This is a genomic window from Caldanaerobius polysaccharolyticus DSM 13641 (assembly GCF_000427425.1).
GTDB classification, from domain to species: Bacteria; Bacillota; Thermoanaerobacteria; order Thermoanaerobacterales; family Caldanaerobiaceae; genus Caldanaerobius; species Caldanaerobius polysaccharolyticus.
This window is the reverse complement of record NZ_KE386494.1, coordinates 928,524-951,740: the sequence shown is the minus strand read 5'-3', so window position 1 is coordinate 951,740 and position 23,217 is coordinate 928,524. Positions and strand designations below refer to the sequence as shown.

The following is a 23,217-nucleotide window of genomic DNA, read 5'->3' as shown; positions in this document are numbered from 1 at the left end:
AAGTGGATTGGCAGAGGGCCAAGTGGATTTTAATAATATCCTTTGCGCTGGTGAATATATATCTTTTTTTTATTTACGCCTATTATAACTCAGGATACGAAAACGGCATTTCTTCTGAATCGGTGAAAGACCTTCAGGGCCAAGGAATCACTGTAGCCGCCAGAGTTCCGAAGGATATAAGGCCTATGAAAATGCTAAAAGTGCATAACCGAAGAGGGGAAAAGACCTACAGGTTGAGTACAAAGGTATATGACGTTGACAGCGCAAAAAAGCTTGCCCAAAAGCTTTTGGATAAAAACGGCATAGGTGACAGGAATACCGTACTTAAATCTGTTTATCAATCGTCTTCTGATTCGTTTGTCGTGCGGTTTGGAGAGGTTTACAGGGGCTATTACGTGGATACCAGTTATATTTATGTCTATATTTACCCTGATCACATCACTGTAAGATGGTCTTATTTGACCATTAACGGTACTGCAGGAAAAGAAAAGTCGGTTATCAACGGGGTTCAGGCTGTGTATTCGGTTTTGGGGGAAACGGGGAAATTAAAAGGTACTAAGGTTACCCATTTGGAAATCGGTTATTATTTCACGTGGGATAATGCCACATCAGGAGAGGCTATACCCGCTTGGAAATTGGTTGTAGATGGCAGAACTTACTATGTAAATGCCTATACAGGTAATGTAGAGACAAAATAGTTCTTGAAAACTGATGGATTTTGTATTAAAGTTAACATGTACCTATTTTAGAGTTATTCTAGAATGCTGAAGGGAAGATAAAATGGAGAAATTTATAGTGCATGGCGGTACACCTCTTCATGGCCGCGTGAAAATCAGCGGCGCGAAAAATTCAGCTGTTGCGATAATACCGGCAGCTATTCTGTCGGGCTCTCGGTGTGTTGTATCCAATATACCCAGGATAAACGACACTATTTACATCATGGACATGTTAGAGAATATAGGAATCGGTGTGGATTTTAAGGGTAACACGGTTTATATAGATTCGAGCGGTATAAAGAGCACTTATATTCCTGCTAATTTGGCCAATAGATTGAGGGCTTCCTACTATTTTGTAGGTGCCTTATTGGGGAGGTACAAAGAGGCTCACGTTCCATTGCCCGGAGGGTGCAATATAGGCGTGAGGCCTATAGACCAGCACATAAAGGGGTTTAGAAGTTTAGGAGCTGAGGTGTATATTGAACACGGCATTATCAATGCAAAAGCAGATAAGCTTGTTGGCACCAATATATACCTTGATGTGGTGAGCGTAGGTGCTACTATAAATATAATGCTGGCTGCATGCATGGCTGAAGGGATGACGGTTATAGAGAATGCGGCAAAGGAGCCCCATGTGGTGGATGTAGCTAATTTTTTAAACGCTATGGGCGCTTCTATAAGGGGTGCTGGCACTGATGTGATAAAGATTAAAGGGGTCAGTGAATTAAAGCCCTGTGAATACTCTATAATACCTGATCAGATAGAGGCAGGGACATTTATGATTGCAGCAGCATCTACCCGTGGTGATGTTTTGGTAGACGACGTTATTCCTACCCATATGGAGCCGCTGACTGCAAAGCTCAGGGAGATGGGCGTAACCGTAGAAGAAGGAGAAAACAGCATAAGGGTTGTATGCAAAGAGCGGACGAAAGCTACTGATATAAAGACGCTGCCTTATCCCGGCTTTCCTACGGACTTACAACAGCCCATGGCGGTGCTACTGGGAGTGTCCCGGGGCACCAGTATAATAACTGAAAATGTATGGGAAAGCAGATTTAAGTACATTGACGAATTGAAGCGCATGGGGCTCAATGCCAAAGTAGAAGGTAGAAGCGCCATAATAGAAGGAGTTGAGAGCCTTTCAGGGGCAGAGGTTTCGGCTACGGATTTAAGAGCTGGAGCAGCGATGGTAGTCGCTGCTTTGACGGCAAAAGGGGTCAGCGAAGTGCACAATTTAAAGCATATAGATAGGGGTTATGAGAGTATTGAGAAAAAGTTTATCCAGCTTGGCGGCGATATAGTAAGAGTTAAGGAATGAGGGGCCTTGCGGTTTTGTTCTATTAGAAGCGGCAGCAATGGCAATTGCTACTATGTGAGCTCAGACAGCACCCAGATACTTATAGATGCCGGCATAAACGGCAGGACTATTGAAAGGGCTCTTGAGGAAATAGGGGTCTGGGCTGGGGACATTGATGCAATTCTCATAACCCATGAACACAGTGACCACATATCAGGTGCCGGGGTACTTTCCAGGAGATTTAATATACCTATTTATGCTAATCGCCTCACGTGGAATGCTATGGCACCATATATAGGGAAAGTTCGGGAGGACAATATACGCGTCTTTGAGTCTAATAGCTCATTTGCCGTTGGCGATTTAAATATCACCGCGTGCAGAAAGGCTCACGATGCGGCAGATCCTGTCATGTACAGCGTAGCCCATAAGGGCTGTAAAGTCTCTGTGGTGACCGATCTGGGGTATGTGAGCAGGGGATTGGCCCGTTGCGTTCTCGATTCTGACTTGATGGTGCTGGAATCCAACCACGATGTGAAGATGCTAAAAGAAGGGAGTTATCCTTACTTCCTAAAGAGAAGGATTTTAAGCGATCATGGACATCTCTCCAATGACGCCGCAGGGGAATTTCTCGTAAAGATATCTCGATTAAAAGCATGTGGAATGGTGTTTTTAGGGCATCTCAGTGAAAATAACAACACCCCTGAACTGGCGTTGGCCACCGTTATGAATAAACTTACGGAAAACGGCGTAAAATTAGATATAAGAATCGCTTCTAGACATATAAGAGGCGAGGTGGTAAACCTGTAAAGGGGTGATTTGTTGAACGGTTACTATTATAAGAATAAAAGCGGCGTATGGTGGTTGGTATTTATAGCTGCTATAATAGGTGCTTTTATAGGCGGTGTAGTTACATCGTACATAGCCCCTCAATACCTGTATGGCAAGGTTCTCCCATATCCTCCAGACATGCAGGCGCCGGCAAAGTCTTATACCAAGGTGATTATCCCTGAAACCGTAAAGGCTACTGTTACTACAGCCGTTGCAGAGAAGGTCATGCCTGCTGTAGTTGGAATAGTCACCGTAGATGTAACCACCGACTTCTTTTTTAGAACGAGACAGGTTGAAGGCACCGGTTCCGGCTTTATAATAGATCCTAATGGTTACATTGTTACAAATAACCACGTGGCCAGTAAAACCTCTCGAAAGGTGACTGTCTATTTAGCTGACGGTAGGACCCTACCTGCCAGGGTATTGTGGGCTGATCCATCTTTGGATCTCTCCATAATAAAGATAAACGCCACTGATTTGCCTACAGTGGAACTGGGGGATTCTGACAAAGTAGTAGTAGGGCAGCAGGCTATAGCTATCGGCAATCCTTTAGGGCTCAGGTTTGAGAGGTCGGTCACATCGGGGATTATAAGCGCTGTTAACAGGAGCATAATGGTGAAGGAAGACAGCAGAAATTCTATACTGGAAAATTTGCTTCAAACTGATGCCTCTATAAACCCCGGAAACAGCGGTGGTCCGCTTCTTGATGCCCAGGGCAGAGTAGTGGGCATAAATTCCGCCAAGGTCAGTTCGGCGGAAGGGTTGGGCTTTGCCATACCCATAAACATCGTTAAACCGGTGGCGCAAAAGATACTCAAAACGGGGAGTTTTAAGCCGGCGTACATGGGTATAGTGGCCTATGACAGGGAGATTGCGGGCTATTTTGACGAAAACGTAAAGCTTACAAAAGGCGTATACATCGCCGATATTGATAAAAGCGGCCCTTCATATAAAGCGGGGTTGAGGCCAGGCGATGTGATACTGAGCATTGATGGAAAACCTGTGAATACCATGCTTAAGCTCAAGGAGATACTTTTTGCCAAAAATCCAGGAGATGTGGTAACTGTTAAAACGGATAAAAAAACAGTCGAGGTCAAGTTACAATGAGTTTAAAGTAAAGGAGGGAGCCCGGTGATCCGGGCATTTTTATATGAATATAGATGTTATTGCGGTAGGTAGGATTAAAGAAAAGTATATTCAGGAGGGTATTAAGGAGTATAAAAAACGCCTGTCTAGTTATTGTAAGTTAAACATAATTGAAGTGTCGGATGAGAAGGTACCCGACGATTCTTCTGACGCCCAAAGGGAGAGGATCAGACAGGTAGAAGGCGAGAGGATAAGAGCCAGGATAAAAAAAGGAAGCTATGTGATCGCTACAGACATAAACGGTGAAGAACTTTCGTCAGAGCAGTTGGCGCGGAAATTAAATGACATCATAATTTCTGGTAAAAGCGATTTGTCCATTATTATAGGTGGTTCATTGGGTTTGTGGGATCAACTTATAGAGAGTGCCGATATGAGGCTGTCCTTTTCAAAATTTACCTTTCCCCATCAGCTTTTCAGGCTTATACTTTTAGAACAGCTGTATAGGTGTTTCAAGATAATACACGCTGAGCCGTATCATAAGTGAGGGAAACAAGAATAGACACGAGATTGTACTAGACAGTTACTACATTAGCAAGCTAGTACGAAATGGTTTTGGTCCTACGGTGGGAAAAACAGAATGCACAGTCGACATTTAACTTTAGCTTACATTGGAGAGAGAAGTGGTGGAGCAAAATCAGAGGAAAGGCAGCAATTTGTACAAAAACTTGAGCACTATTTTAACATTAACTGCACAGAAACATAAGTAGTTTGATGAACTAATCGAAGATGGTATGAGAATCATTGTCCCCAAATTACAAGGGCAAAAATACGGAGATAGGATGATTCGTAAAATATCAGACGCTTATAAAATGACGCAAAACGAACAGTTAGCATTCTTTTTTGAAGAGATTGGTTTGAATAACCAACGGTTTGTCTGGCGGTGGATACCGACGAAGCCTACATGACTATGGGATACCCTAATGGTATCCCACAAAAGATTGAGAATGCACTGGACAGCGTCCAATGCGATAATAGTTGTACTATATATTATGCGAAAGTTTATAGATTTACACCATACAGATGATTTTAGCCAGTATAGCATACTGGCTGTAAAAGTTGAAAACGTTCTAAATAGCATTTAGAACGATATCTGTTGTAACAATTATATTTTAAAACCTTTTTGCCAATATGTCAAGCCAGCTGAAGAAACTTATTGATCGTTTACATATCAAGCAATTGCAACAGAGCAGGCTTTATTTTGTTAAATGTTCTTTCATTTATAATTGCAACATGTGACTTTTCGTGTCTTTTCTTACTTATGGTCCTTATTTGAGCAAGATTTATGTATCCAGTGATTTCTTTTTTGTAGCCAGGCATGATTTCAACTGGTATCTCATAATAGTCCAATTTCTTATAGCATTCATTGCCTTGATCATCCAAATATTAAAACTGTCATCCCTCGGTGTGTAGTGATTGGAGCCACAATAGTGGTTGGCGAACTGCTGTTACCTTTATCGTTTTGTAAAACTATTACTGGGCGTTTGTGGTTTTGTTCGCTTCCAATATTAAAACCAAGCTCACAAAAGAATATGTACCCTTTCTTGACTACATCTGGAGTTCCCTTAAAAAATATGCGGTACTTTTTCAGCGACCATTCCAGTATCTTTTTACCCAAAACCAAATGTTCAAGCCATATTTTCTCAATTTTATTAGGTTTCGTTATTTGTGATTTTATTTTTTCTAATAGCTTTGCTATATCGGATAAAAGCAGTGTTATTTCGGGTTGCTCCTTATTATCCATAATATGTCACCCCCTCCCTGAATGATTTTAAGATATTCTCATTATATAAAATTATAAGTGCCATTATCCTATCTCTCAATACTATTTATATTTTTTATAATGATTGCTATAATTCCATATGCAGTTCGGCAGGGAAACGGTGCAGGTATTTGTTTAATTATGAACTTCTAGTAAGAATCTTATGAAATTCTTATAGGAAAAGTGTAATTAAATTGAGAATGTATACTCGTAATTGAGTTTGAGGTATTGAGTGATACGCTGAGCCGTATTATAAGTAGCGTAAAAATTTTGAGTAAGATGTTTGTGATATGATATGATATAATAATAGCAAGGTGAAATTAATGGCCGCGGGGTATGGCGGGTATGTGGTTGAGAGATTCCTTTAATCAGTTTAAGGCAAAAGCCAGAAGTTTGAGAAAAGATATAAAAGCTTTGTATTTAGCTTATAAAAGACCTGATGTGCCATGGTATGCAAAACTTTTTGCTATTTTTGTAGTGAGCTATGCCTTAAGCCCTGTAGATTTGATTCCAGACTTTGTACCCATTTTAGGCTATTTGGATGATTTGGTGTTGATTCCATTAGGTATCACATTGGCAATAAAAATGATACCTTCAAATGTAATGCAAGAATGTAGACTACAAGCGGAAGACGCGTTCATAAATGGAAAACCGAAGAGCTGGGTATCTGGAATAGTCATCGTACTCATATGGGTAGTAGTAATAGGATTGATAATTTTTTATACAATATTTTAAGGAGGACTGCTATGCCTAATTGATACACCCGAATTGAGCTTATTTTTTCAGGCCTTAAAAAAGGTCTTTTTGTTATGCATATTTTGGGGGTGTATCGATGAATAAAAGAAATCTTGTCCTCATGTATTACCATTGTGTTTTTGCAGGGGCTTGTTTTTTATGGCCCGGTTGCAACGCTTTACAGGCTTAACCGCGGCATTACAATGTATCAGATTTTCATGATTGAATCAATTTATTTCATATTATTAACTGCATTCGAGATACCGTGGGGGTATTTTGCGGATAAAGAGTTATTGTTGCATTAGGCGTTTCGGGTATATCGGGATGTGATTCGGCGTACCTATACTCATCGACAACACTTTGAGAAGTCAATGAGTTATGCTGTATTAATGACGATTATACCTTATGCCCTTGCTGTAGCAGCAGTAGTTAACTTAATCATAGATAAAGCTGCGGATATATCATTGCAAAGTGCATTTACATTATCAGGTATAATATGTGTTGCCGCTTTAGCATTGTTACCAGATAGTTATCTTGGAATTTACAGGCTTCTTAAATTGATTTATAATAAAAATAGGGAAAGAGGGGAGTAAAAAATGAAAGGAAAATGTTATTATTGCGGGAGAGAATTTGAAAGGCGAGGTATGCTGAGGCATTTAAGTTCATGCTACGAAAGGGCCAGGTATTTAAAATCTAAGATGGAAAATTCAAAGAATAAAAGCGGTAAAGAGTATTTTGTATTAGGTATATGGGAAAAATACGAGCCTTCTCTGTTCTGGATGTACATCGCTATTGACAAGGAAACGACATTGAGAAAATTGGACAAGTTTATAAGAGATGTATGGGTGGAGTGCTGTGGACATTTGAGCTGTTTTGATATTGAAGGAGAAAGATATGAAGTGTCTCAGGACGATGAGTGGCTTTTCGGAGAACCTTCCAAGAGCATGGATTACAAGCTGTCAGACGTCCTGCGTGTAGGTATGAGGTTTACGTATAAGTACGATTACGGTTCCACTACTTATGTAGATTTAAGCGTTGTTGGCGAGTTTAAGGGCTTTGAGGTCAAAAAGAGGGTTGAAATAATGGCCAGAAATAATGAACCTGTTTTTCAGTGTTCTTTTTGCGAGAAAGAAGCGAAATATTATTGCTATTACTGTGAGAGCTATTTCTGCGAAGACTGTATCCAAGAACACGAGTGTGAAGAAGAGGGCGTGAGGGAGATCGAATTCGCAAATTCTCCGAGGGTAGGCGTATGTGGTTATGTAGGAAGCCCTGAAGACGAGGTGCCATATTTGCCGAAGTTTATAAAGAGATAACAGCTATTTTTTATGGCAGTGATTTGAGGTGAATAGGGTGGCTAAAAGCATATGGAAAGCTTTAAGGTTTTTTTCTTTGACCATCGCATTTATATCGACGTCTTTGGGCATTTCGATGGCGTTTTATGATGGAGAACTTTTTAAAGGAAGGCCATTTTATGTAGTGATTTTAATGATAGTCCTTTCCACGCTAGTAGGGCTTTTTGTTCAAGCAGGTGTTAACCTCGTTAACGACTATTTTGAGGGGAAATACGATAGCGCCAACGCGGCTGAAAAAAAGTATAGGTTTTTGGGTATGGAAAGGACCAAGACAGAGATATGTATATTTTTGTGTGGAATCCTGTGCTTTTTCGCAGGCAGCCTAATAGGGCTTTTACTGGTGTATTTTTCAAACGCTGTGGTGCTGGCCATTGGCATAATAGGGGTGATAGGTGGTTATTTTTATACGGGATACCCCTTTAATTACAAAGATAAAGGGCTTGGCCCTTTATTTTCATTTGTATTGATGGGGCCTTTGATGATATGTGGAGCCTATTACCTTTTTGCTCTTAAAGTTCCTGCCCACGTGATTTTAGCGTCGCTATCTGTGGGGCTCCTTATACCGGCCCTTCACATAAGCAATGAGTTGAGGGATATTGAGAGAGACAGACTAAATGGCATCGCTACGTTTTCGGTCAGATTTGGCTTTTCCACAGGTCTTAAAGTGTATAAAGGGCTTGTGGTCGGATCGTATATGATGACGGTTATTCTGGTGTTGTTTAAGGTATTTCCTCTGTTTACCCTCGCGACTTTGGTTACGGTACCTATGGCATTAAACGTTTATAAGCTTCACAATGTAGATAGAGTTAAATTTGTGCCAGCGACGGCAAAGCTTCATTTTGTTTTTGGACTTATCCTCGTAGGGGCATTGGTTATTGCCGGTTTCTGAAAGTCGCTTAGTTGTTCTGGGGGTTAAGAGTTTTCGTATATTCATTAATTTTTAATTTTATTTTAATTTAAAATTTCTCTCAAAAGTGTATAATGGTATTTGTACCATGATACATTGAGGAGTGGAATGAATGATAGTAAAGACCCTTATTGACGTGGTTTTACACCTGGATAAGCATTTGGGCAATGTGATACAGGTGTATGGAACGACAACGTATTTTTTGCTTTTTGCTGTGGTGTTTTTGGAAACAGGGTTGGTGGTTACACCGTTTTTGCCCGGTGATTCTCTCATATTTGCTGCAGGGGCGTTTGCCGCTATAGGATCCCTTGACATTTACGTTCTTTATATCGTGTTTTTGGCAGCTGCTGTATTGGGAGATACGCTAAATTACCATATAGGAAAAGAAATAGGGTACAGGATATATGAGAAGGAAAATGTCAGGTTTATCAAGAAAGAGTATCTGATGCAAGCTCGAATGTTTTACGAGAAATACGGTGCTATTACTATAGTGCTTGCCAGGTTTATACCCATAATCAGGACGTTTGCTCCATTTGTAGCGGGAATCGGTGAGATGAACTACATAAGGTTTTTAAGTTATAACGTTGTGGGCGGTATAAGCTGGACAGCTCTTTTTACATTCGGAGGGTATTTTTTTGGAAACCTGAAAGTTGTAAAGGAGAATTTCGGCTTTGTAATAATAGCTATAATCATAATATCTTTGTTGCCTGCTATTATTGGCTTTTTGAAACAGAAAATAAAGGCTTAAGAGGGATGAAGGGTGAAGTGAGGCCCTTCATCCTGTTTTTATGCTCAGTTTATGTTTTCGAGAAAAGATGTAAATGAAGGTTTTTTTATAAATTCGCTAGACATGGCTTTTTTACTTTTAATAGCCGCTGATATGGCGCTGGATGCTTTTATATCACCTATTAGTATAGCACCTACTGGCACATTGTCTTTGAAGAATATTTTTTTGTATACATTCTTCTCTTCGTCAATTTCTTCAACAGCAAAACTGGCAGAATCGTCACCGAAAATGTCGCCGATGGAAAACATGTTAATGCCAAATACTTTAAGATAATTGGAGGGTATCATTTCATTGTAAATGATGGGTTTTCCGGCCATATTTGCACCGGCTACTTTGCCCTGCTCTGCGGCTACAGGCCATATTGCGTAACAACGTCCCTCATATTCTGCTACATCCCCAGCTGCGTAAACGCCTTCTATGTTTGTCCTCATAAATTGATCTACCACAATGCCCCTGTTTACCTTTACAGGGCTGTCTTTTAATAGAAGCGTGTTAGGCCTTACGCCTGTAGAGAAGATTACGAAATCCACAGGTATACTCGTGAACTCTGCCAGCTCTATGCCAGAGACGAACTCATTTCCTGTGATTTTTTTAAGCTGAGCTGGGACGACAAAAGATATACCGTTTTTTTCGCCCATAGCCTGGATGATTTCAGAGCCTTTTTTATTGAGCTGCTTTACCAGTATGTACGGTGCGTTTTCGATGACGTATATTTTCTTTCCCTTGCTGGCCAGTGCCCATGCGGCTTCCAGTCCTAAAACTCCACCTCCTATTACTGCTCCTGTATTTTTGTTTACTATGTATTGATATAGGCTTTTTACGTCGTTTAGTGTCCTGATGCTGAAAACTCCTTTTAAATTTGCCCCGGGAACCGGCGGTATGAAGGGATAGCTTCCTGTAGCCAATAGTAGGCTGCTGTATTCCAGCTTACTGCCATCGTCTAATTTCACGGATTTATTTTGGAAGTCAATGGATGTGGCCTTACGGCTTAGAAAAACAGTTACGCCGTTCTCCTCAAACCACGCTGGTTTGTGGATCAGCAGCTTATCTGCGTCTGGATTTTCGCCTAAAAGATGAGAGAGCCGCGTCCTGTAATAGGTGTGATAGGGTTCTTCGCTTATTATAGTGATAGGTGTTCGCTGGTCAATTTGCCGAATTGCTTCAATTGCCGAAATCGAAGCTATACCGTTGCCTATAATAACAAAATGTTTCAAAAAATCACCTCCGCACTTACCAGTATAAGCTAACGATTTTTTTGGTCAATGGTGATCATTGTGCTAAAATAAATTTTCCAAGAAAGCTCCTGGTTCGCCGGTGTTCCGGATTGGCGAAAATCTTGTCCGGCGATCCCTCTTCCAGCACCAATCCATCATCCATGAAAATTATCCTATTTGCCACTTCTTTTGCAAATTCCATTTCATGGGTCACCACAATCATGGTCATGCCGTCCCTGGCCAGTTCTTTTATCACCCTTAGAACTTCCTGCACGAGTTCGGGGTCCAGTGCTGATGTAGGTTCATCGAACAGCATTATTTTTGGTTGCATGGCCAAAGCCCTGGCTATGGCTACTCTCTGCTTTTGACCTCCTGAAAGCCTTGACGGGTATTCGTCTTTTTTATCCAACAATCCCACTTTTTCTAAAAGGTATAGCCCTTGTTCTACGGCTTTTTTCTTTGGAGTTTTTTTGACCGTTATAGGTCCTTCTATTATGTTTTGCAATGCCGTCATATGGGGGAAGAGATTGAAATGCTGAAAGACCATGCCAATTTGTTGCTGCAACATCCGGTAGTTTTTGCTTTTATCATTCAGAATCTGACCTTCTACATATATGTGGCCTTCGTCAGGTTTTTCCAGGCCCTTTATACACCTTAAAAGCGTGCTTTTCCCGGAGCCGCTGGGCCCTATTATGACAAGAACTTCGCCGTTTTTTACACTTAAATTTACGCCTTTTAAGACCTGGTTTTTGCCAAAGGTTTTACGCAGATTGTCTACAGAGATCACAGGCGCGCTGTCACTCATATATAGAGTACCTCCTTTCCATCTTTCCGAAAATCAACGTAAATACTGATGTAAGCAATAGGTAATAAAGACCTGCCAGTGTAAATACTTCTACGGGCTTAAATGAATTGGAATACATCTGAAGCGCCGTGCGCATCAGGTCTACCATGGCTATAGTTGAAACCAGCGATGAATCCTTTAAAAGGGCGATAAATTCGTTCCCCATAGGTGGTATAAGCCTTCTATACGCCTGGGGTAGAATAACTCTCTTCATGGCCTGAAAGTACGTCATACCCAGAGCTTTAGAGGCTTCCATCTGTCCTTTGTCTATGGATTGTATACCGCCCCTTATTATTTCAGCTATATATGCCGCGGAGTTTAGGCTCATACCTATGACCGCTGCAGGAAAGGGATTTAATTTTATTCCCAGGCTGGGTAGTCCATAGTATATAGCGAACAGCTGTAAAAGAAGCGGTGTGCCCCTCATGATGTAAATGTAAAGCCCAGATAGACGGGATATTATAAAATTATTGGAAATTCTCATCAATGCCAGAACTAATCCTAAAATTGTACCGATTATAATTGAGAGCACCGTGAGCTCAATGGTCATGATCGCGCCTGTTCCTAGGACAGGAATCAGGCTTAAAAAATACTTGTAGTCCATACTGTCCACCTCTTAATACAATAATTTTTGCCCTTTGAACGTATCAAAGGGCATCAGGCTGTTCCCACGTAGATATGTCTTCGCCAAACCATTTTTTAGATATTCTGGCCATGGTACCGTCTTTTTTCATGTCTTCCATGACTTTATTTAAGGCCTTTTGCAGCTCTTTGTCCTGTTTTCTATAAGCGATGCCAAAGGGTTCTTTTGCCAGGGAAAATACTACCTTGAACTGATTTGACCTCTTAGTCATGTAGTACCTTCCTACCAGTTCATCAACCACAATGGCATCCAGCCTTCCTGCGTCTAAATCCAGAAAAGCTTCGGTGTACTTGGAATACTTTTTTAACTCTTTTAAGCCTTTAAGCTTTTTAGCTGCTTGTTCTCCTGTGCTGCCCAGCTGAGTTCCTACCACTTTGCCTTTTAAATCGTCCTGGTTTTTGATTTTTTCATTCCCCGCTTTTACCACTACTACCTGTGACTCGTTTATATATGCAGGGCTGAAATCCACTTCTTTTGCCCTTTCCTCTGTTATGCTCATACCCGACCATATTATATCGAATTTTCCGGAATTAAGCGCCAGGATTACGCCGTTCCAGTCTGTGGGGATCCATTCTACTTTTACACCCAGCCGTTTGCCGGCTTCCCGGGCTAGGTCGATGTCGTACCCTACCAGTCGGTTTTTCTCGTCTCTAAATTCCATGGGAGGAAAGGCATCGTCAATGCCGATGGTTAGTTTACCAGCTTTTTTACCCTTTCCAGAGAGTTATCTGTTTTGCTGGCAGCTTTTGAGGCATTAGATGCATTGTTAGCCCCACAGCCTGATAATATAGCTGCAATTAAAGTAAAAGCAGTCATGATAAAAAAAGCCTTGCGGAATATGAGTAATTTTTTCATTCCCATTTCTCCTCTCTTTGTTTTCAAGCCCTATTATACTTTATCACAATAAAGTTGTAAATAATCAAAAGCTGGACTTTTTTAGCAAATTATTTATACTTAATTTAAGAAAAGCTCATTCTAGTCCGTATAACAGCGAAGAATGATAGGGAGATGAAAGTTATGGTGCGATTGAGAGGACATCACCTCATATGCCTTAATTTTTTCCAGGGAGAAGGCTACAGTGGTGATTTTATAGACAATGTCAAGCAGTTGTTAGATATGGTGCAAAAAGGTGAAAAAATAAAGGTAGTAGAAGGTCCTGATGATGTTTGCAGTGCTTGCCCCTATCTAAAGGGAGATATTTGCACCCATAAGGAAGGAGCCGATGAGGAGATAAAAGAGATGGATGACAAAGCCAGAAATCATCTATGCATTGAATCAAGTCAGGAGGTAGTCTGGAACGAGATCAAACAAAAGGTAAATAGCATTTCCCGCTCATGGTTCTGGGATTTTTGTAACGGCTGTGACTGGCAAAAAGTATGTAATAGAATGAGATAAAATCTTTTTTCAAAAGTTATTGACAAACATGCATTAATGCTATATAATATCTCCTGTCGATAGAAGATGCGCCTGTAGCTCAGTGGATAGAGCAGTGGTTTCCTAAACCACGTGTCGGAGGTTCGATTCCTTTCAGGCGCACAGCAAAAAGCCCTCACGGAACTAACGTGAGGGCTTTCGTGCATTTGATAAAAAGCATGAAGCGAAGAAATCGTGAGAAATATCAAGGAAAAGCGCGGAACCTGCAGATATTTTAGTAAAATCGAAGGATTTTGCGAAAAAATGAGCATTGAAAATGTTTTACGTATAGATTATTATTAAAGCAGTTAAGACAATGCATACGGCAGTTTGAAAGCGGGTTCACGGAGAAATGAAGGAGTATAATAAGAGGATTTTTAACAGTGCAGAAATAGCAAGGCTAGCGGGAGTTTCTCGGAGTACGGTAAGTAGGGTTGTAAACAATTATCCAAATGTAAGTGAGAGTAAAAGGGAAAAGGTATTAAGAATAATTGAGCAATATGGCTATACTCCGAATAGTGCTGCACGGGTATTGACGGGAAAAAAGACTAATACAATAGGGTTATTTTTTGTAATAAATAGTCCTGGTATAAATTATTTTAAAGAAGATGCTCATGCTGATTTTATATTAGCGAGTATAGCGGAAGCAGCTTCTCATAGTGGTTTTTTTACGTTGATCAATATTATACACGAAGTCAAACAACCGGATAATATAAAAATGATTAAAGAGATATTCTATCAGAAACGCATTGATGCAGGTATTTTTATAGGATGTTCTGATAACGAACCTGTAATTGAAGAATTAATTAAAGAAGGTTTTATTGTAGGGGTATTGGACTATAATGTAAAGGGAAGAAAAGAAATAAATTGTGTCGTTGCAAACTTTGATGATAAGTTTGGAGAACAAGCAGTGGATTATTTGGTGTCGTTAGGACATAAAAAGATTATGGGAATTCATGGCGATTTACAACGTTTTAGTGGTATGCAAAGGTATAATTCTTTTATCCGTGGCATGAAGAAATATGGACTTGAGATACGTGATCAATGGATGCTTTTTCCGGGGTTTGAACGTTTTAGGGCCAAGCAGTTGATGGATGAATTTTTGGCAAGCGGGTATGAACTTCCGTCAGCAATATTTTGCGCAAATGATACTATTGCATATGGTGTGATTGATGCATTAAAGAGAAAAGGTATTCTTATTCCTGATGATGTTTCAATAGTCGGTGTTGATGACTCAAACTTTAGCGCTTATATTGATCCTCCGCTTACTACTTTTCGAGTAGATTTCCAGGAGGTTCTTAGCACATTAACGCAGAAAGTAGTAGAGTGTGTTAAGGCTGATTCTGTGAAGGGGGTGGTATTGGAGTTTGGGGGGCAGTTAATAGTCAGGAACTCGTGTAAAGAAGTAAAATCTACATGTAAATGAACACGTGTTCATGGAATTTATTTTTATTTTGTATTATGAACGCGCGTTCAAAAATAAGGGAGGTATTCTTTTGAGCAAGATCGATAGCAATGTAATCTGTCAGATTGCCATTGTAGTAAAGGATATTGAAGCAGCAGCCAGAAATTATTCTGAGTTGTTTGGCATGGAAATGCCCGAAATTTTCACTGTACCGCCGGCAGAAGAAGTGCCTGTTTATTATCACGGAAAACTTATTTCACCAAAAGCAAAGATTTGTATTTTCCAGATGGGACCGATTGTACTGGAATTAACAGAGCCAGGAGAAGGGCCTAGCTCTTGGCGGGAATTTTTAGAACGGCATGGACAAGGAGTACACCATATTGGCATAGAAGTTCAAAATTTGGATAACGCTCTCAATGCTTTAAAGAAAGTAGGTGCTGATGTAATCCAGGTGGGATATTATCCTACTAGCAGTTACTGGTTTATGGATAGCGAGGATCAATTAGGAGTCAGGGTAAACATAAAACACGGCAACGAAGATAATAGCGATAAAGTTAAAAAGCACACGAGTGGGAATAATGCTTAATTTGTGTAAAAAGTCAACCTTTCTGGTTGATTATAAATCAATTTTGTGGAGGAGAACTATTATGAAAAAGTTAAGCTTGCTAGTTTTGTGCCTGTTGTTTATGTTTACGGTTGCCTTATCTGGTTGCAGTAAATCAAATGATACAGGCAAAAGTGCTCAGAAGGGGGATACCTCTTCTGCAAAGACCAAAGTGATTAAATATTGGTATCCGTGGGGTGGAGATTCAGAGAAGTGGGATAAATGGAGGATAAGTGAGTTTGAGAAAGCTCATCCTGAATATAAAGTGGAGGCTACTTACGTTCCACCTGACGCAGGTATTTCCAACGGGAAATTAATGGCTGCTATAACCGGAGGCGATGTGCCTGATTTAATAGTTACGTCTGATTATGCGTCGGCGTATTCGCTGGCGGTGCAAGGCGCGTTTTTACCTCTTGATGATGCCTTAAAAGATGCAGGTTTTGATGAATCAAAGGTAAATCCTGTTTTTAAAGATGTTATGAAATACAAAGATGTAACTTATTTGTTCCCTCAGGATACTAATGTAAACTTGTTGTATTATAATATAGATCTTTTCAAAGAAGCAGGACTTGATCCGTCCAAGCCGCCTAAGACAATTGATGAATTGGATGCTATGGCTAAGAAACTTACCAAAATTAATGGTGGGAAAATAGAGCGTCTGGGATTTATACCTTGGATTGATGCTGGTGACGATGCTTATATGTGGGGCTATATGTTTGGAGCTAACTTTTACGATGTAAATGCCAATAAGATTAACCTTACTGACGGCAAGATGGCGGCTGTACTGACATGGGAGAAGCAGTATGCTCAGCAGTATGATCCGGAAAAGATTAAATCTTTCACGTCGGGTTTTGGGGGCGCTTTTTCGCCAAGCCATCCGTTTATGACAGGCAAAGTGGCCATGACTATTAATGGCAACTGGTTTACCAATGCCCTGAGGATTTATGCACCCAAGATAAATTATGGTATTGCACCTATACCTGCTCCTTCTGGAGGAAGGTATGGCGGTTCAAATCTTGGTACAAATGTTTTTGCGGTTCCAAAAGGAGCGAAAAATATTAAAGGCGCTATGGATTTTATCCTCTTTGCAGAACAGGCTAGAATAGAAGATGACAATGTAAAAACGTGGAGAAGTGTTCCTGCGTTACCCGATCAGGTAAAAGATCTTACCCTTGTGAAAGAAAAAGATCCATTATATCCTACTATTTTAGATATTGCATCCAATCCTAATTCTGGACACACTGCGTTGACAAGTGTTTCTAAGCAAATGAGCGATGACTTAAGAGCTATAAGAGACAAGGTAATTTATACAGGGGCTGATCCTTCAACTCTTCTCAAAGAAGAGGAACAGAAGTTACAGGGTATGGTGAATAGAAGTAAGTAACAAGAATACGCTTTCTATTTTTTACGCTTGATCATAAGGTTTAAGGCTATTTATGGTAACATTTTCAATAAGTTGGCCTTAAACCTTATGACGGGATTTTGTGATGTAGGCAAGGAAATATATATAAGGGAGGAAAATTTGTAATGAATAACAGTGTTTTAGGTACAAAAATAGTTACCCAGGTGGGCATAATTGTAAGGGATATAAAGAAGACGGCAGAAAAATATGCTGCTTTTCTGGGCGTAGATGTTCCTGAGATTATAGTTACAGGTACGTATGAGGAAACAGGTACACAGTATAAAGGTGAACCAACTGCTGCCCGAGCCAAGCTGGCATTTTTCAAAGTAGGTGATACTTTAGACATCGAGCTGATAGAGCCAGATGAAGAGCCTTCAACGTGGCGCGAGTTTCTCGATACGAAAGGTGAAGGTGTGCACCACATTGCTTTTGTGATAAAGGATATGCAAGGGAAAGTACGTAGACTCGCAGAGATGGGGATGCCGCTGATTCAAAAAGGTGAGTATACAGGTGGTAGGTATTCCTATATTGACTGTACGCAGGACCTTAAAGTCATAGTAGAGTTGCTTGAGAATGATGATTAAAGCGAGATTTATAAGAAATGGAGTAGATAGGGATGAAATGGGATAGGAAAGATGATATTGTAGGAAAATTAATTCTTTATTTGATTTTGGTGCTGCTTGCGGTGGCGTATATTGTGCCTTTTCTATGGCTTTTTAGCGGTTCACTTAAGACGACCCAGGAATTGTTCGCCAGTCCCCCGGTGTTTATACCTAAAAAACTACAATGGAACAATTATGTAGTAGCATTAAGTGATTTTCCTTTTTTCTTATACCTTAAAAATACGTTGTATATAATAATTGTCAATATAATAGGAAGTGTGATTTCAAGCTCGCTAGTTGCTTATGGGTTTTCGCGAATTGAATGGAAAGGCAGAGATGCTGTATTTATAATGGTGTTAATAACCATGATGTTGCCATTTCAAGTAGTCATGATACCTCAATTTTTGCTTTTTCAAAAGTTTAAGTGGATAGGGACTTTTTTGCCGCTATTGGTACCATCATTTTTTGGAAATGCTTTTTATATATTTTTGCTCAGACAATTTTTCATAGGAATACCCTTTGAGATATCTCAATCGGCAAAGATTGATGGTGCTAATGAATTTCAAACATTTTGGCATATAATAATGCCTATGGCTAAACCCGCTATTACCACGGTTGTTATATTTACTTTCCTATTTCGCTGGAATGATTTTATAGGGCCTTTGATATTTTTAAATAACAACAAGCTTTATACGCTTTCAATAGGTGTACAGCAGATAATGTCAGCCAACGATCCTAGATGGACACTTCTTATGGCTTTGGGTGTGATAATGACGGTGCCTGTATTAGTTTTATTCTTCCTTTTACAGAAGTACTTTATCCAGGGTATTTCGTTTGGAGCTTTAAAGGAATAGGGGTGTAAAAAGTGAAAGAATCTAGGCGAAATATGATAAATGGCTTGTTATTTATTTCTCCATGGATAGTAGGGTTTATGCTATTTACCTTGTATCCGATTTTAAGTTCGTTTTATTATTCCTTGACTGATTACAATGTTATATCGTCGCCTAAATTTGTCGGATTGCAAAATTATATACAACTGTTTAAAGATGGGTTATTCTATACATCGCTTTATAATACGCTGTATATGATTGTATTCGGTGTAACGTTGACTATGATAACTACACTTATAATCGCCATAGCTCTCAATGATAAGAGATTAAAAAGGGTTTCGTTTTTCCGCGTAATTTTTTTCATTCCCACATTGGTACCTACGGTTATTTTGTCCATATTGTGGATATGGTTGCTTCAGCCCGACAATGGGCTGGTTAATACAGTTTTAAATTTCTTTCATATTCCAGGGCCCGGTTGGTTTGCAAGTTTAACATGGTCAAAGCCAGCGTTTATATTGATGGCTGTCTGGGCCGGTGGAAACTATATAATTATCTTTTTAGCTGGGTTGCAGGATATTCCACAGACACTTTACGAGGCAGTAGATATTGACGGCGGTACTACGTGGCATAAGATTTGGTATGTGACGCTACCGATGCTTAAACCTGTTATACTTTTTAATGTGATAACAGCTATACTTAATGCATTTCAAAGTTTTGCAGAAGCTTTTATTATTACCCAGGGAGGTCCTAACAATTCCACTAATTTTTACGCTTTATATTTGTATCAGAATGCGTTTTTGTACCAGCATATGGGGTATGCGTCTGCAATGGCATGGATAATGTTAGTCATAACCCTTGTTCTTACGATGTTTTTGCTTAAGACCACCAGCTGGGGGAAAGTAGATTAAATTACTCTTTGAGGTGATGAAAATGAATGTTGTAATAATAGGTGCCAATAAGGGATTGGGCTTATGCCTTGTTAAGATTTTTGCGATGAGAGGTCATCACGTGTTTGCTGGAGTATACGGAAGAGATGATCTTTCCCGTATCGAGGAAGTTAAAGAAGAGCTAAGCCAATATGTGGACGTGATTGAATTGGATGTTTCTGATGAATTGTCAGTTAAAGAAGCCGCCATGAGAGTCGGTTTTGCAAAAAATAACGCTATTGATTGCCTTATAAATTGTGCTGGCATATTATTGCCAGGAGATAGAAATAACACTATAAGTGAAATGGATATAGGAGAACTTAGGAAAACCCTTGAAATTAATACTATAGGTACGGTAAATGTCATTAAACACTTTTTGCCATGTATGAGATCAGACGGCCAGGGGTTATTGCTGTTTATTACGTCTGAAGCCGGGAGTGTTTCACATAACGGCATGAATTTTCCTGCTTATTCCATATCAAAAGCCGCTGCCAATAAGGCGGTGTTTGTTTTAAGGGCTACTGTGGGCGATAAATATAAAGTTTATGCTGTACACCCTGGCAGGATGAATACGGACATGGGGCGCACTACTGCGGAAATAGAACCAGAGGAATCCGCCGAAAGCATTTATAGTATAGTGACGGGTTTGCGTAAGGTATCTGATAACAACAACGGATTTATCAATTATAAGGGTGAACCAATGGATTTGTAATAGGAAGGGAAAAGCCATGGACAAAATAAAAGTAGGTGTTATAGGTGCTGGCTTTATCGGGCAGGCGCAAATAGAGGCATTAAGGCGGTTAGGGTTTGTAGAAGTAATAGCGCTTGCGGAATCAAATAAAGAAGTGGCTAGACAACGCGCTCAGAAACTGTATATTGATAAATACTACGATGATTATATGGAACTTATAGAAAATGAAGATATACAGGTTATCCATAATTGCACACCGAATAACATGCATTTTGCCATAAACCGTGCTGCTATACAAGCGGGCAAGCACATTTTTTCTGAGAAACCCCTGGCTACTAAATTTGAGGAGGCGTTTGCGTTATATGAGTTAACTAAAGAGTACTGCGTGGCGAATGCTGTTAATTTTAATTACAGACAGTATCCTTTGGTTAAAGAGATGAGAGAAAGGGTGAGCAAAGGCGATATAGGAGACGTCTACCTGGTGCATGGCCATTATTTACAGGATTGGTTGCTTTACGATACGGATTATGACTGGAGAATCCAAAAGGATTATGGCGGGTCTTCCAGGGCTATTGCGGATATAGGATCCCATTGGTGTGATACGGTGGAAACGATTATCGGCAGCCGGATAACCCGGGTGTTTGCTGATTTAGCTACTATAATTGAGTACAGGAAAAAGCCTGATGGTACGGGTGGTACGCTGATAAATTATAGAGTGGATACCGAGGACTATGGTGCTGTGATGGTGCGCTTTGCCAATGGTGCAAGGGGTGTCTTTTATGTGTCGCAGGTTAGCGCTGGAAGAAAAAATAGATTAAGCTTTGAAATAGATGGTTCAAAAGCATCTATGTGTTGGGATCAAGAAAACCCCAATGTTCTATGGATAGGGCACAGGGATGCTCCAAACGAAATGCTTATGAGAGATCCTAAACTTATGAGCGATAAAGCCAGGAGCATTGTTAAATTGCCGGGCGGTCATGGTGATGGATGGCATGATGCGTTGGCAAATAATATAGAACAATTTTATAAAATTATAATTGAGGGAAGAAAAATGGAAAAGGATGTACATGAATTTGCTACATTTGAACAGGGAGCTCATATCATGGCGGTAGTAGACGCTATTTTGAGGAGTGCAAATTCTGGAAGTTGGGAAGACGTGAAATTTTAACTTGTATTAAAAGTTAAAAGAGGAGGAATAGAGTATGCGCTTAGGAGGGCCTCTATTTACTAGTTATTCTGATCCAGAACAATGGATTAAGGAGTTAAAAAATTTGGGCTATGGAGCAGCTTATTGTCCTGTGACGGTTGATGATGAGGATGTTGTCATTGAAGATTATGTTAAAGCAGCCTACAGTGCGGATATTGTTATAGCAGAAGTGGGAGCGTGGAGTAACCCTTTGAGTGCAGATGAAACCGAGCGTCGGGCGGCTATAAAAAAGTGTCAGGAGCAGCTGGCGTTGGCTGAAAGAATAGGAGCACGTTGCTGTGTTAATATATCAGGTTCTCGCGGTGAGCAATGGGATGGGCCGCATCCTGATAATTTCACGCCTGAAACCTTTGATATGATAGTAGACACGGTAAGAGAGATAATAGATGCTGTTAAGCCTACCCGTACCTTTTATACGCTGGAGCCTATGCCGTGGATGTATCCCGATTCGGCGGATAGCTATCTGGACCTGATAAAGGCCATTGATCGCAAAAGCTTTGCCGTGCATTTTGATCCTGTAAATCTTATATGCAGTCCTCAGCGGTATTTTAATAACGGGGCATTTATACGCGATTTTATAGACAAATTGGGGCCTTATATAAAAAGCTGCCACGCTAAAGATATCATATTATCAGGTCAGCTCACTACACACCTTGATGAGGTGCTACCTGGCTGCGGAAATCTGGACTATGTTACTCTGCTTGGGCATCTTGACGCCTTGGATGCAGACATGCCCCTTATGATAGAACACCTCTCCAGCGAGCAAGAGCGCGATATGGCGGCGGCTTACATCCGATCCAAAGCCCGAGAAGCGGGGGTAGAATTGAAATTTCAATAAGTAAAAAATAAACTTTTTCAGGTATATATGGTATAATTATTGGTATAATTAAAAAAGCGAGAGCAAGGGGGAGGAACAATGGATCAGGATAGGTTAAAGCGAACGATGTGGTTTATGCACGACCGATTTGGCATGTTCATCCACTGGGGATTGTATGCCATTCCGGCCAGGGGTGAGTGGGTACGCAGCCATGAGAGGTTATCTATTGAGGATTACCAGCCCTTTTTCCAGGAGTTTAATCCCGTAAACTACGATCCCAGGAAGTGGGCCATGGCGGCGAAAGAGGCTGGCATGAAGTACGCTGTGCTGACTACCAAGCACCACGATGGCTTTTGCCTGTTTGACAGCCAGCTTACAGATTACAAGGCGACCAACACGCCAGCAGGACGAGATCTGGTGAGGGAATACGTAGAGGCGTTCCGCGAGGAAGGCTTGCGCGTAGGCTTTTATTACTCGCTGTTGGATTGGCACCATGAAGATTACCCTGCCTATGGCGACAGGCATCATCCCATGAGGGATAACCAGCTGTACAGAGATAAAAAGCACGATTTTTCAAGGTATGTGGAATATATGCACGGCCAGGTTAAGGAATTATTGACCAACTACGGTAAAATCGATATTATGTGGTTTGACTTTTCTTACGATGACAAGATAGGAGAGGCGTGGAAGGCCACAGAACTGGTCAAAATGGTGCGCTCGCTGCAGCCGGATATTATCATCGACAATCGATTAGGTGGCAACATCAGGTCTGTCAACCCAGAGGTATACGCAGGGGATTTTGCGTCACCAGAGCAGATAATACCTCCTGAAGGGATTTTAGATGAAGCGGGCAATCCGATTCCATGGGAAGCGTGCATAACGATGAACAATCACTGGGGTATTGCGCTGCAGATAAAGACTTTAAAACGCCGAAGCAGATTATAAGGGCGCTGGTGGAGTGTGTGAGCAAAGGAGGGAATCTGCTTTTAAATGTAGGTCCTGACGCAAAAGGGGAGATACCGGAGGAGTCCCTTAACATCCTCTCTGAGATAGGCAAGTGGATGAAGAAGAATGGCGAGAGCATATATG

27 protein-coding genes, 1 tRNA gene and 1 pseudogene are annotated in these 23,217 nt (G+C 40.6%); 22 read left to right on the top strand and 7 right to left on the bottom strand.

The genetic code is table 11. The features are described from left to right. The first annotated feature begins 2 nt into the window (after positions 1-2). The 5 genes from yycI (at position 3) to rlmH (ending at position 4,471) form a co-directional block, all read left to right on the top strand. Positions 3-698: a two-component system regulatory protein YycI gene (gene yycI / locus CALPO_RS0105555; protein WP_026486444.1), complete on the top strand. Its 696-nt coding sequence runs from the start codon at positions 3-5 to the stop codon at positions 696-698. 82 nt (positions 699-780) lie between these two features. Continuing rightward, entirely contained in the window at positions 781-2,034 is a 1,254-nt protein-coding gene (locus CALPO_RS0105550) for a UDP-N-acetylglucosamine 1-carboxyvinyltransferase (RefSeq protein ID WP_026486443.1), read from the top strand. Between the two features lie 6 nt (positions 2,035-2,040). Then, positions 2,041-2,820 (top strand): MBL fold metallo-hydrolase, encoded by a 780-nt coding sequence (locus CALPO_RS0105545; protein ID WP_026486442.1) that lies wholly within the window; start codon positions 2,041-2,043, stop codon positions 2,818-2,820. A 12-nt stretch (positions 2,821-2,832) separates the two neighbouring features. After that, entirely contained in the window at positions 2,833-3,948 is a 1,116-nt protein-coding gene (locus tag CALPO_RS0105540) for a S1C family serine protease (RefSeq protein WP_245589892.1), read from the top strand. 43 nt (positions 3,949-3,991) lie between these two features. Beyond that, entirely contained in the window at positions 3,992-4,471 is a 480-nt protein-coding gene (rlmH, locus tag CALPO_RS0105535) for a 23S rRNA (pseudouridine(1915)-N(3))-methyltransferase RlmH (protein WP_026486440.1), read from the top strand. 677 nt (positions 4,472-5,148) lie between these two features. On the opposite strand, the gene CALPO_RS15045 is transcribed toward rlmH, so the two are convergent. Both CALPO_RS15045 and CALPO_RS15040 read right to left on the bottom strand, forming a co-directional pair. Beyond that, positions 5,149-5,367: a type II toxin-antitoxin system PemK/MazF family toxin gene (locus CALPO_RS15045; protein ID WP_026486439.1), complete on the bottom strand. Its 219-nt coding sequence runs from the start codon at positions 5,365-5,367 to the stop codon at positions 5,149-5,151. Next, positions 5,360-5,728 carry a type II toxin-antitoxin system PemK/MazF family toxin gene (locus tag CALPO_RS15040; RefSeq protein ID WP_051585847.1) on the bottom strand — a complete coding sequence of 123 codons (369 nt, stop codon included), beginning with the start codon at positions 5,726-5,728 and terminating at the stop codon, positions 5,360-5,362. Before CALPO_RS15040 ends, CALPO_RS15045 begins: the two co-directional genes overlap by 8 nt. A gap of 363 nt (positions 5,729-6,091) precedes the next feature. Here CALPO_RS15040 and CALPO_RS0105520 point away from each other — a divergent pair, with 363 nt between their 5' ends. The 5 genes from CALPO_RS0105520 (at position 6,092) to CALPO_RS0105500 (ending at position 9,491) form a co-directional block, all read left to right on the top strand. Beyond that, positions 6,092-6,481 carry a YkvA family protein gene (locus tag CALPO_RS0105520; RefSeq protein WP_035172360.1) on the top strand — a complete coding sequence of 130 codons (390 nt, stop codon included), beginning with the start codon at positions 6,092-6,094 and terminating at the stop codon, positions 6,479-6,481. A 371-nt stretch (positions 6,482-6,852) separates the two neighbouring features. After that, positions 6,853-7,074 (top strand): hypothetical protein, encoded by a 222-nt coding sequence (locus CALPO_RS0105515; RefSeq protein WP_026486437.1) that lies wholly within the window; start codon positions 6,853-6,855, stop codon positions 7,072-7,074. A 3-nt stretch (positions 7,075-7,077) separates the two neighbouring features. After that, positions 7,078-7,797, top strand: coding sequence for an IS1096 element passenger TnpR family protein (locus CALPO_RS13340; RefSeq protein ID WP_051585846.1), 720 nt, complete (start codon positions 7,078-7,080; stop codon positions 7,795-7,797). A gap of 37 nt (positions 7,798-7,834) precedes the next feature. After that, positions 7,835-8,725, top strand: coding sequence for a prenyltransferase (locus CALPO_RS0105505; RefSeq protein ID WP_051585845.1), 891 nt, complete (start codon positions 7,835-7,837; stop codon positions 8,723-8,725). A gap of 130 nt (positions 8,726-8,855) precedes the next feature. Beyond that, entirely contained in the window at positions 8,856-9,491 is a 636-nt protein-coding gene (locus CALPO_RS0105500; protein WP_026486435.1) for a VTT domain-containing protein, read from the top strand. 44 nt (positions 9,492-9,535) lie between these two features. On the opposite strand, the gene CALPO_RS0105495 is transcribed toward CALPO_RS0105500, so the two are convergent. Genes CALPO_RS0105495 through CALPO_RS14825 form a run of 5 tightly spaced genes read right to left on the bottom strand, consistent with a single transcriptional unit; the run spans position 9,536 to position 13,086 of the window. After that, complete coding sequence (locus tag CALPO_RS0105495; RefSeq protein ID WP_026486434.1) at positions 9,536-10,744, bottom strand: NAD(P)/FAD-dependent oxidoreductase; 1,209 nt, start codon at positions 10,742-10,744, stop codon at positions 9,536-9,538. Between the two features lie 55 nt (positions 10,745-10,799). After that, a complete protein-coding gene (locus CALPO_RS0105490; protein WP_026486433.1) occupies positions 10,800-11,531 on the bottom strand; it encodes an amino acid ABC transporter ATP-binding protein in 732 nt (243 codons plus the stop codon). 10 nt (positions 11,532-11,541) lie between these two features. Beyond that, complete coding sequence (locus tag CALPO_RS0105485; protein ID WP_026486432.1) at positions 11,542-12,192, bottom strand: amino acid ABC transporter permease; 651 nt, start codon at positions 12,190-12,192, stop codon at positions 11,542-11,544. 43 nt (positions 12,193-12,235) lie between these two features. Next, positions 12,236-12,892 carry an amino acid ABC transporter substrate-binding protein gene (locus CALPO_RS13335; RefSeq protein ID WP_218915148.1) on the bottom strand — a complete coding sequence of 219 codons (657 nt, stop codon included), beginning with the start codon at positions 12,890-12,892 and terminating at the stop codon, positions 12,236-12,238. Positions 12,893-12,921: 29 nt separating this feature from the next. Then, entirely contained in the window at positions 12,922-13,086 is a 165-nt protein-coding gene (locus tag CALPO_RS14825) for a hypothetical protein (protein ID WP_218915147.1), read from the bottom strand. Between the two features lie 162 nt (positions 13,087-13,248). On the opposite strand from CALPO_RS14825, the gene CALPO_RS0105475 reads away from it, so the two are divergent. The 12 genes and pseudogenes from CALPO_RS0105475 to CALPO_RS13325 form a co-directional block, all read left to right on the top strand. Then, the gene (locus CALPO_RS0105475) at positions 13,249-13,626 is read left to right on the top strand and encodes a DUF1284 domain-containing protein (protein WP_026486431.1); all 378 of its coding nucleotides are present in this window, start codon (positions 13,249-13,251) and stop codon (positions 13,624-13,626) included. A 68-nt stretch (positions 13,627-13,694) separates the two neighbouring features. Next, positions 13,695-13,767, top strand: a tRNA-Arg gene (locus CALPO_RS0105470). A gap of 229 nt (positions 13,768-13,996) precedes the next feature. Then, a complete protein-coding gene (locus tag CALPO_RS0105465) occupies positions 13,997-15,070 on the top strand; it encodes a LacI family DNA-binding transcriptional regulator (protein ID WP_026486430.1) in 1,074 nt (357 codons plus the stop codon). A 70-nt stretch (positions 15,071-15,140) separates the two neighbouring features. Next, positions 15,141-15,635 carry a VOC family protein gene (locus tag CALPO_RS13330; RefSeq protein WP_051585844.1) on the top strand — a complete coding sequence of 165 codons (495 nt, stop codon included), beginning with the start codon at positions 15,141-15,143 and terminating at the stop codon, positions 15,633-15,635. 61 nt (positions 15,636-15,696) lie between these two features. Further along, entirely contained in the window at positions 15,697-17,037 is a 1,341-nt protein-coding gene (locus CALPO_RS0105455; RefSeq protein ID WP_026486429.1) for an ABC transporter substrate-binding protein, read from the top strand. A 143-nt stretch (positions 17,038-17,180) separates the two neighbouring features. Continuing rightward, positions 17,181-17,639, top strand: a complete 459-nt coding sequence (locus CALPO_RS0105450; RefSeq protein ID WP_026486428.1) for a VOC family protein — start codon at positions 17,181-17,183, stop codon at positions 17,637-17,639. A 32-nt stretch (positions 17,640-17,671) separates the two neighbouring features. Continuing rightward, positions 17,672-18,511: a carbohydrate ABC transporter permease gene (locus CALPO_RS0105445; protein WP_026486427.1), complete on the top strand. Its 840-nt coding sequence runs from the start codon at positions 17,672-17,674 to the stop codon at positions 18,509-18,511. An 11-nt stretch (positions 18,512-18,522) separates the two neighbouring features. Further along, the gene (locus CALPO_RS0105440) at positions 18,523-19,395 is read left to right on the top strand and encodes a carbohydrate ABC transporter permease (protein WP_026486426.1); all 873 of its coding nucleotides are present in this window, start codon (positions 18,523-18,525) and stop codon (positions 19,393-19,395) included. Between the two features lie 22 nt (positions 19,396-19,417). Then, positions 19,418-20,125, top strand: a complete 708-nt coding sequence (locus CALPO_RS0105435) for an SDR family NAD(P)-dependent oxidoreductase (RefSeq protein WP_026486425.1) — start codon at positions 19,418-19,420, stop codon at positions 20,123-20,125. A 16-nt stretch (positions 20,126-20,141) separates the two neighbouring features. Beyond that, a complete protein-coding gene (locus CALPO_RS0105430) occupies positions 20,142-21,272 on the top strand; it encodes a Gfo/Idh/MocA family protein (protein ID WP_026486424.1) in 1,131 nt (376 codons plus the stop codon). Positions 21,273-21,306: 34 nt separating this feature from the next. Next, the gene (locus CALPO_RS0105425) at positions 21,307-22,149 is read left to right on the top strand and encodes a sugar phosphate isomerase/epimerase family protein (RefSeq protein WP_026486423.1); all 843 of its coding nucleotides are present in this window, start codon (positions 21,307-21,309) and stop codon (positions 22,147-22,149) included. A 78-nt stretch (positions 22,150-22,227) separates the two neighbouring features. Further along, a pseudogene (locus CALPO_RS13325) lies at positions 22,228-23,217 on the top strand (alpha-L-fucosidase); the annotation flags it as partial.

What these genes read in the sequence shown, in the direction of transcription:
- CALPO_RS0105435 (WP_026486425.1), top strand. Translation starts at nt 19,418, where the DNA reads ATGAATGTTGTAATAATAGGTGCCAATAAGGGATTGGGCTTATGCCTT.
- CALPO_RS13335 (WP_218915148.1), bottom strand. Translation starts at nt 12,892, where the DNA reads ATGGAATTTAGAGACGAGAAAAACCGACTGGTAGGGTACGACATCGAC.
- CALPO_RS0105465 (WP_026486430.1), top strand. Translation starts at nt 13,997, where the DNA reads ATGAAGGAGTATAATAAGAGGATTTTTAACAGTGCAGAAATAGCAAGG.
- CALPO_RS0105450 (WP_026486428.1), top strand. Translation starts at nt 17,181, where the DNA reads ATGAATAACAGTGTTTTAGGTACAAAAATAGTTACCCAGGTGGGCATA.
- CALPO_RS0105515 (WP_026486437.1), top strand. Translation starts at nt 6,853, where the DNA reads ATGAGTTATGCTGTATTAATGACGATTATACCTTATGCCCTTGCTGTA.
- CALPO_RS13340 (WP_051585846.1), top strand. Translation starts at nt 7,078, where the DNA reads ATGAAAGGAAAATGTTATTATTGCGGGAGAGAATTTGAAAGGCGAGGT.
- CALPO_RS0105455 (WP_026486429.1), top strand. Translation starts at nt 15,697, where the DNA reads ATGAAAAAGTTAAGCTTGCTAGTTTTGTGCCTGTTGTTTATGTTTACG.
- CALPO_RS0105430 (WP_026486424.1), top strand. Translation starts at nt 20,142, where the DNA reads ATGGACAAAATAAAAGTAGGTGTTATAGGTGCTGGCTTTATCGGGCAG.
- CALPO_RS0105425 (WP_026486423.1), top strand. Translation starts at nt 21,307, where the DNA reads ATGCGCTTAGGAGGGCCTCTATTTACTAGTTATTCTGATCCAGAACAA.
- CALPO_RS0105520 (WP_035172360.1), top strand. Translation starts at nt 6,092, where the DNA reads ATGTGGTTGAGAGATTCCTTTAATCAGTTTAAGGCAAAAGCCAGAAGT.
- CALPO_RS14825 (WP_218915147.1), bottom strand. Translation starts at nt 13,086, where the DNA reads ATGAAAAAATTACTCATATTCCGCAAGGCTTTTTTTATCATGACTGCT.
- CALPO_RS15040 (WP_051585847.1), bottom strand. Translation starts at nt 5,728, where the DNA reads ATGGATAATAAGGAGCAACCCGAAATAACACTGCTTTTATCCGATATA.
- rlmH (WP_026486440.1), top strand. Translation starts at nt 3,992, where the DNA reads ATGAATATAGATGTTATTGCGGTAGGTAGGATTAAAGAAAAGTATATT.
- CALPO_RS0105445 (WP_026486427.1), top strand. Translation starts at nt 17,672, where the DNA reads ATGAAATGGGATAGGAAAGATGATATTGTAGGAAAATTAATTCTTTAT.
- CALPO_RS0105550 (WP_026486443.1), top strand. Translation starts at nt 781, where the DNA reads ATGGAGAAATTTATAGTGCATGGCGGTACACCTCTTCATGGCCGCGTG.
- CALPO_RS0105485 (WP_026486432.1), bottom strand. Translation starts at nt 12,192, where the DNA reads ATGGACTACAAGTATTTTTTAAGCCTGATTCCTGTCCTAGGAACAGGC.
- CALPO_RS0105475 (WP_026486431.1), top strand. Translation starts at nt 13,249, where the DNA reads ATGGTGCGATTGAGAGGACATCACCTCATATGCCTTAATTTTTTCCAG.
- CALPO_RS0105500 (WP_026486435.1), top strand. Translation starts at nt 8,856, where the DNA reads ATGATAGTAAAGACCCTTATTGACGTGGTTTTACACCTGGATAAGCAT.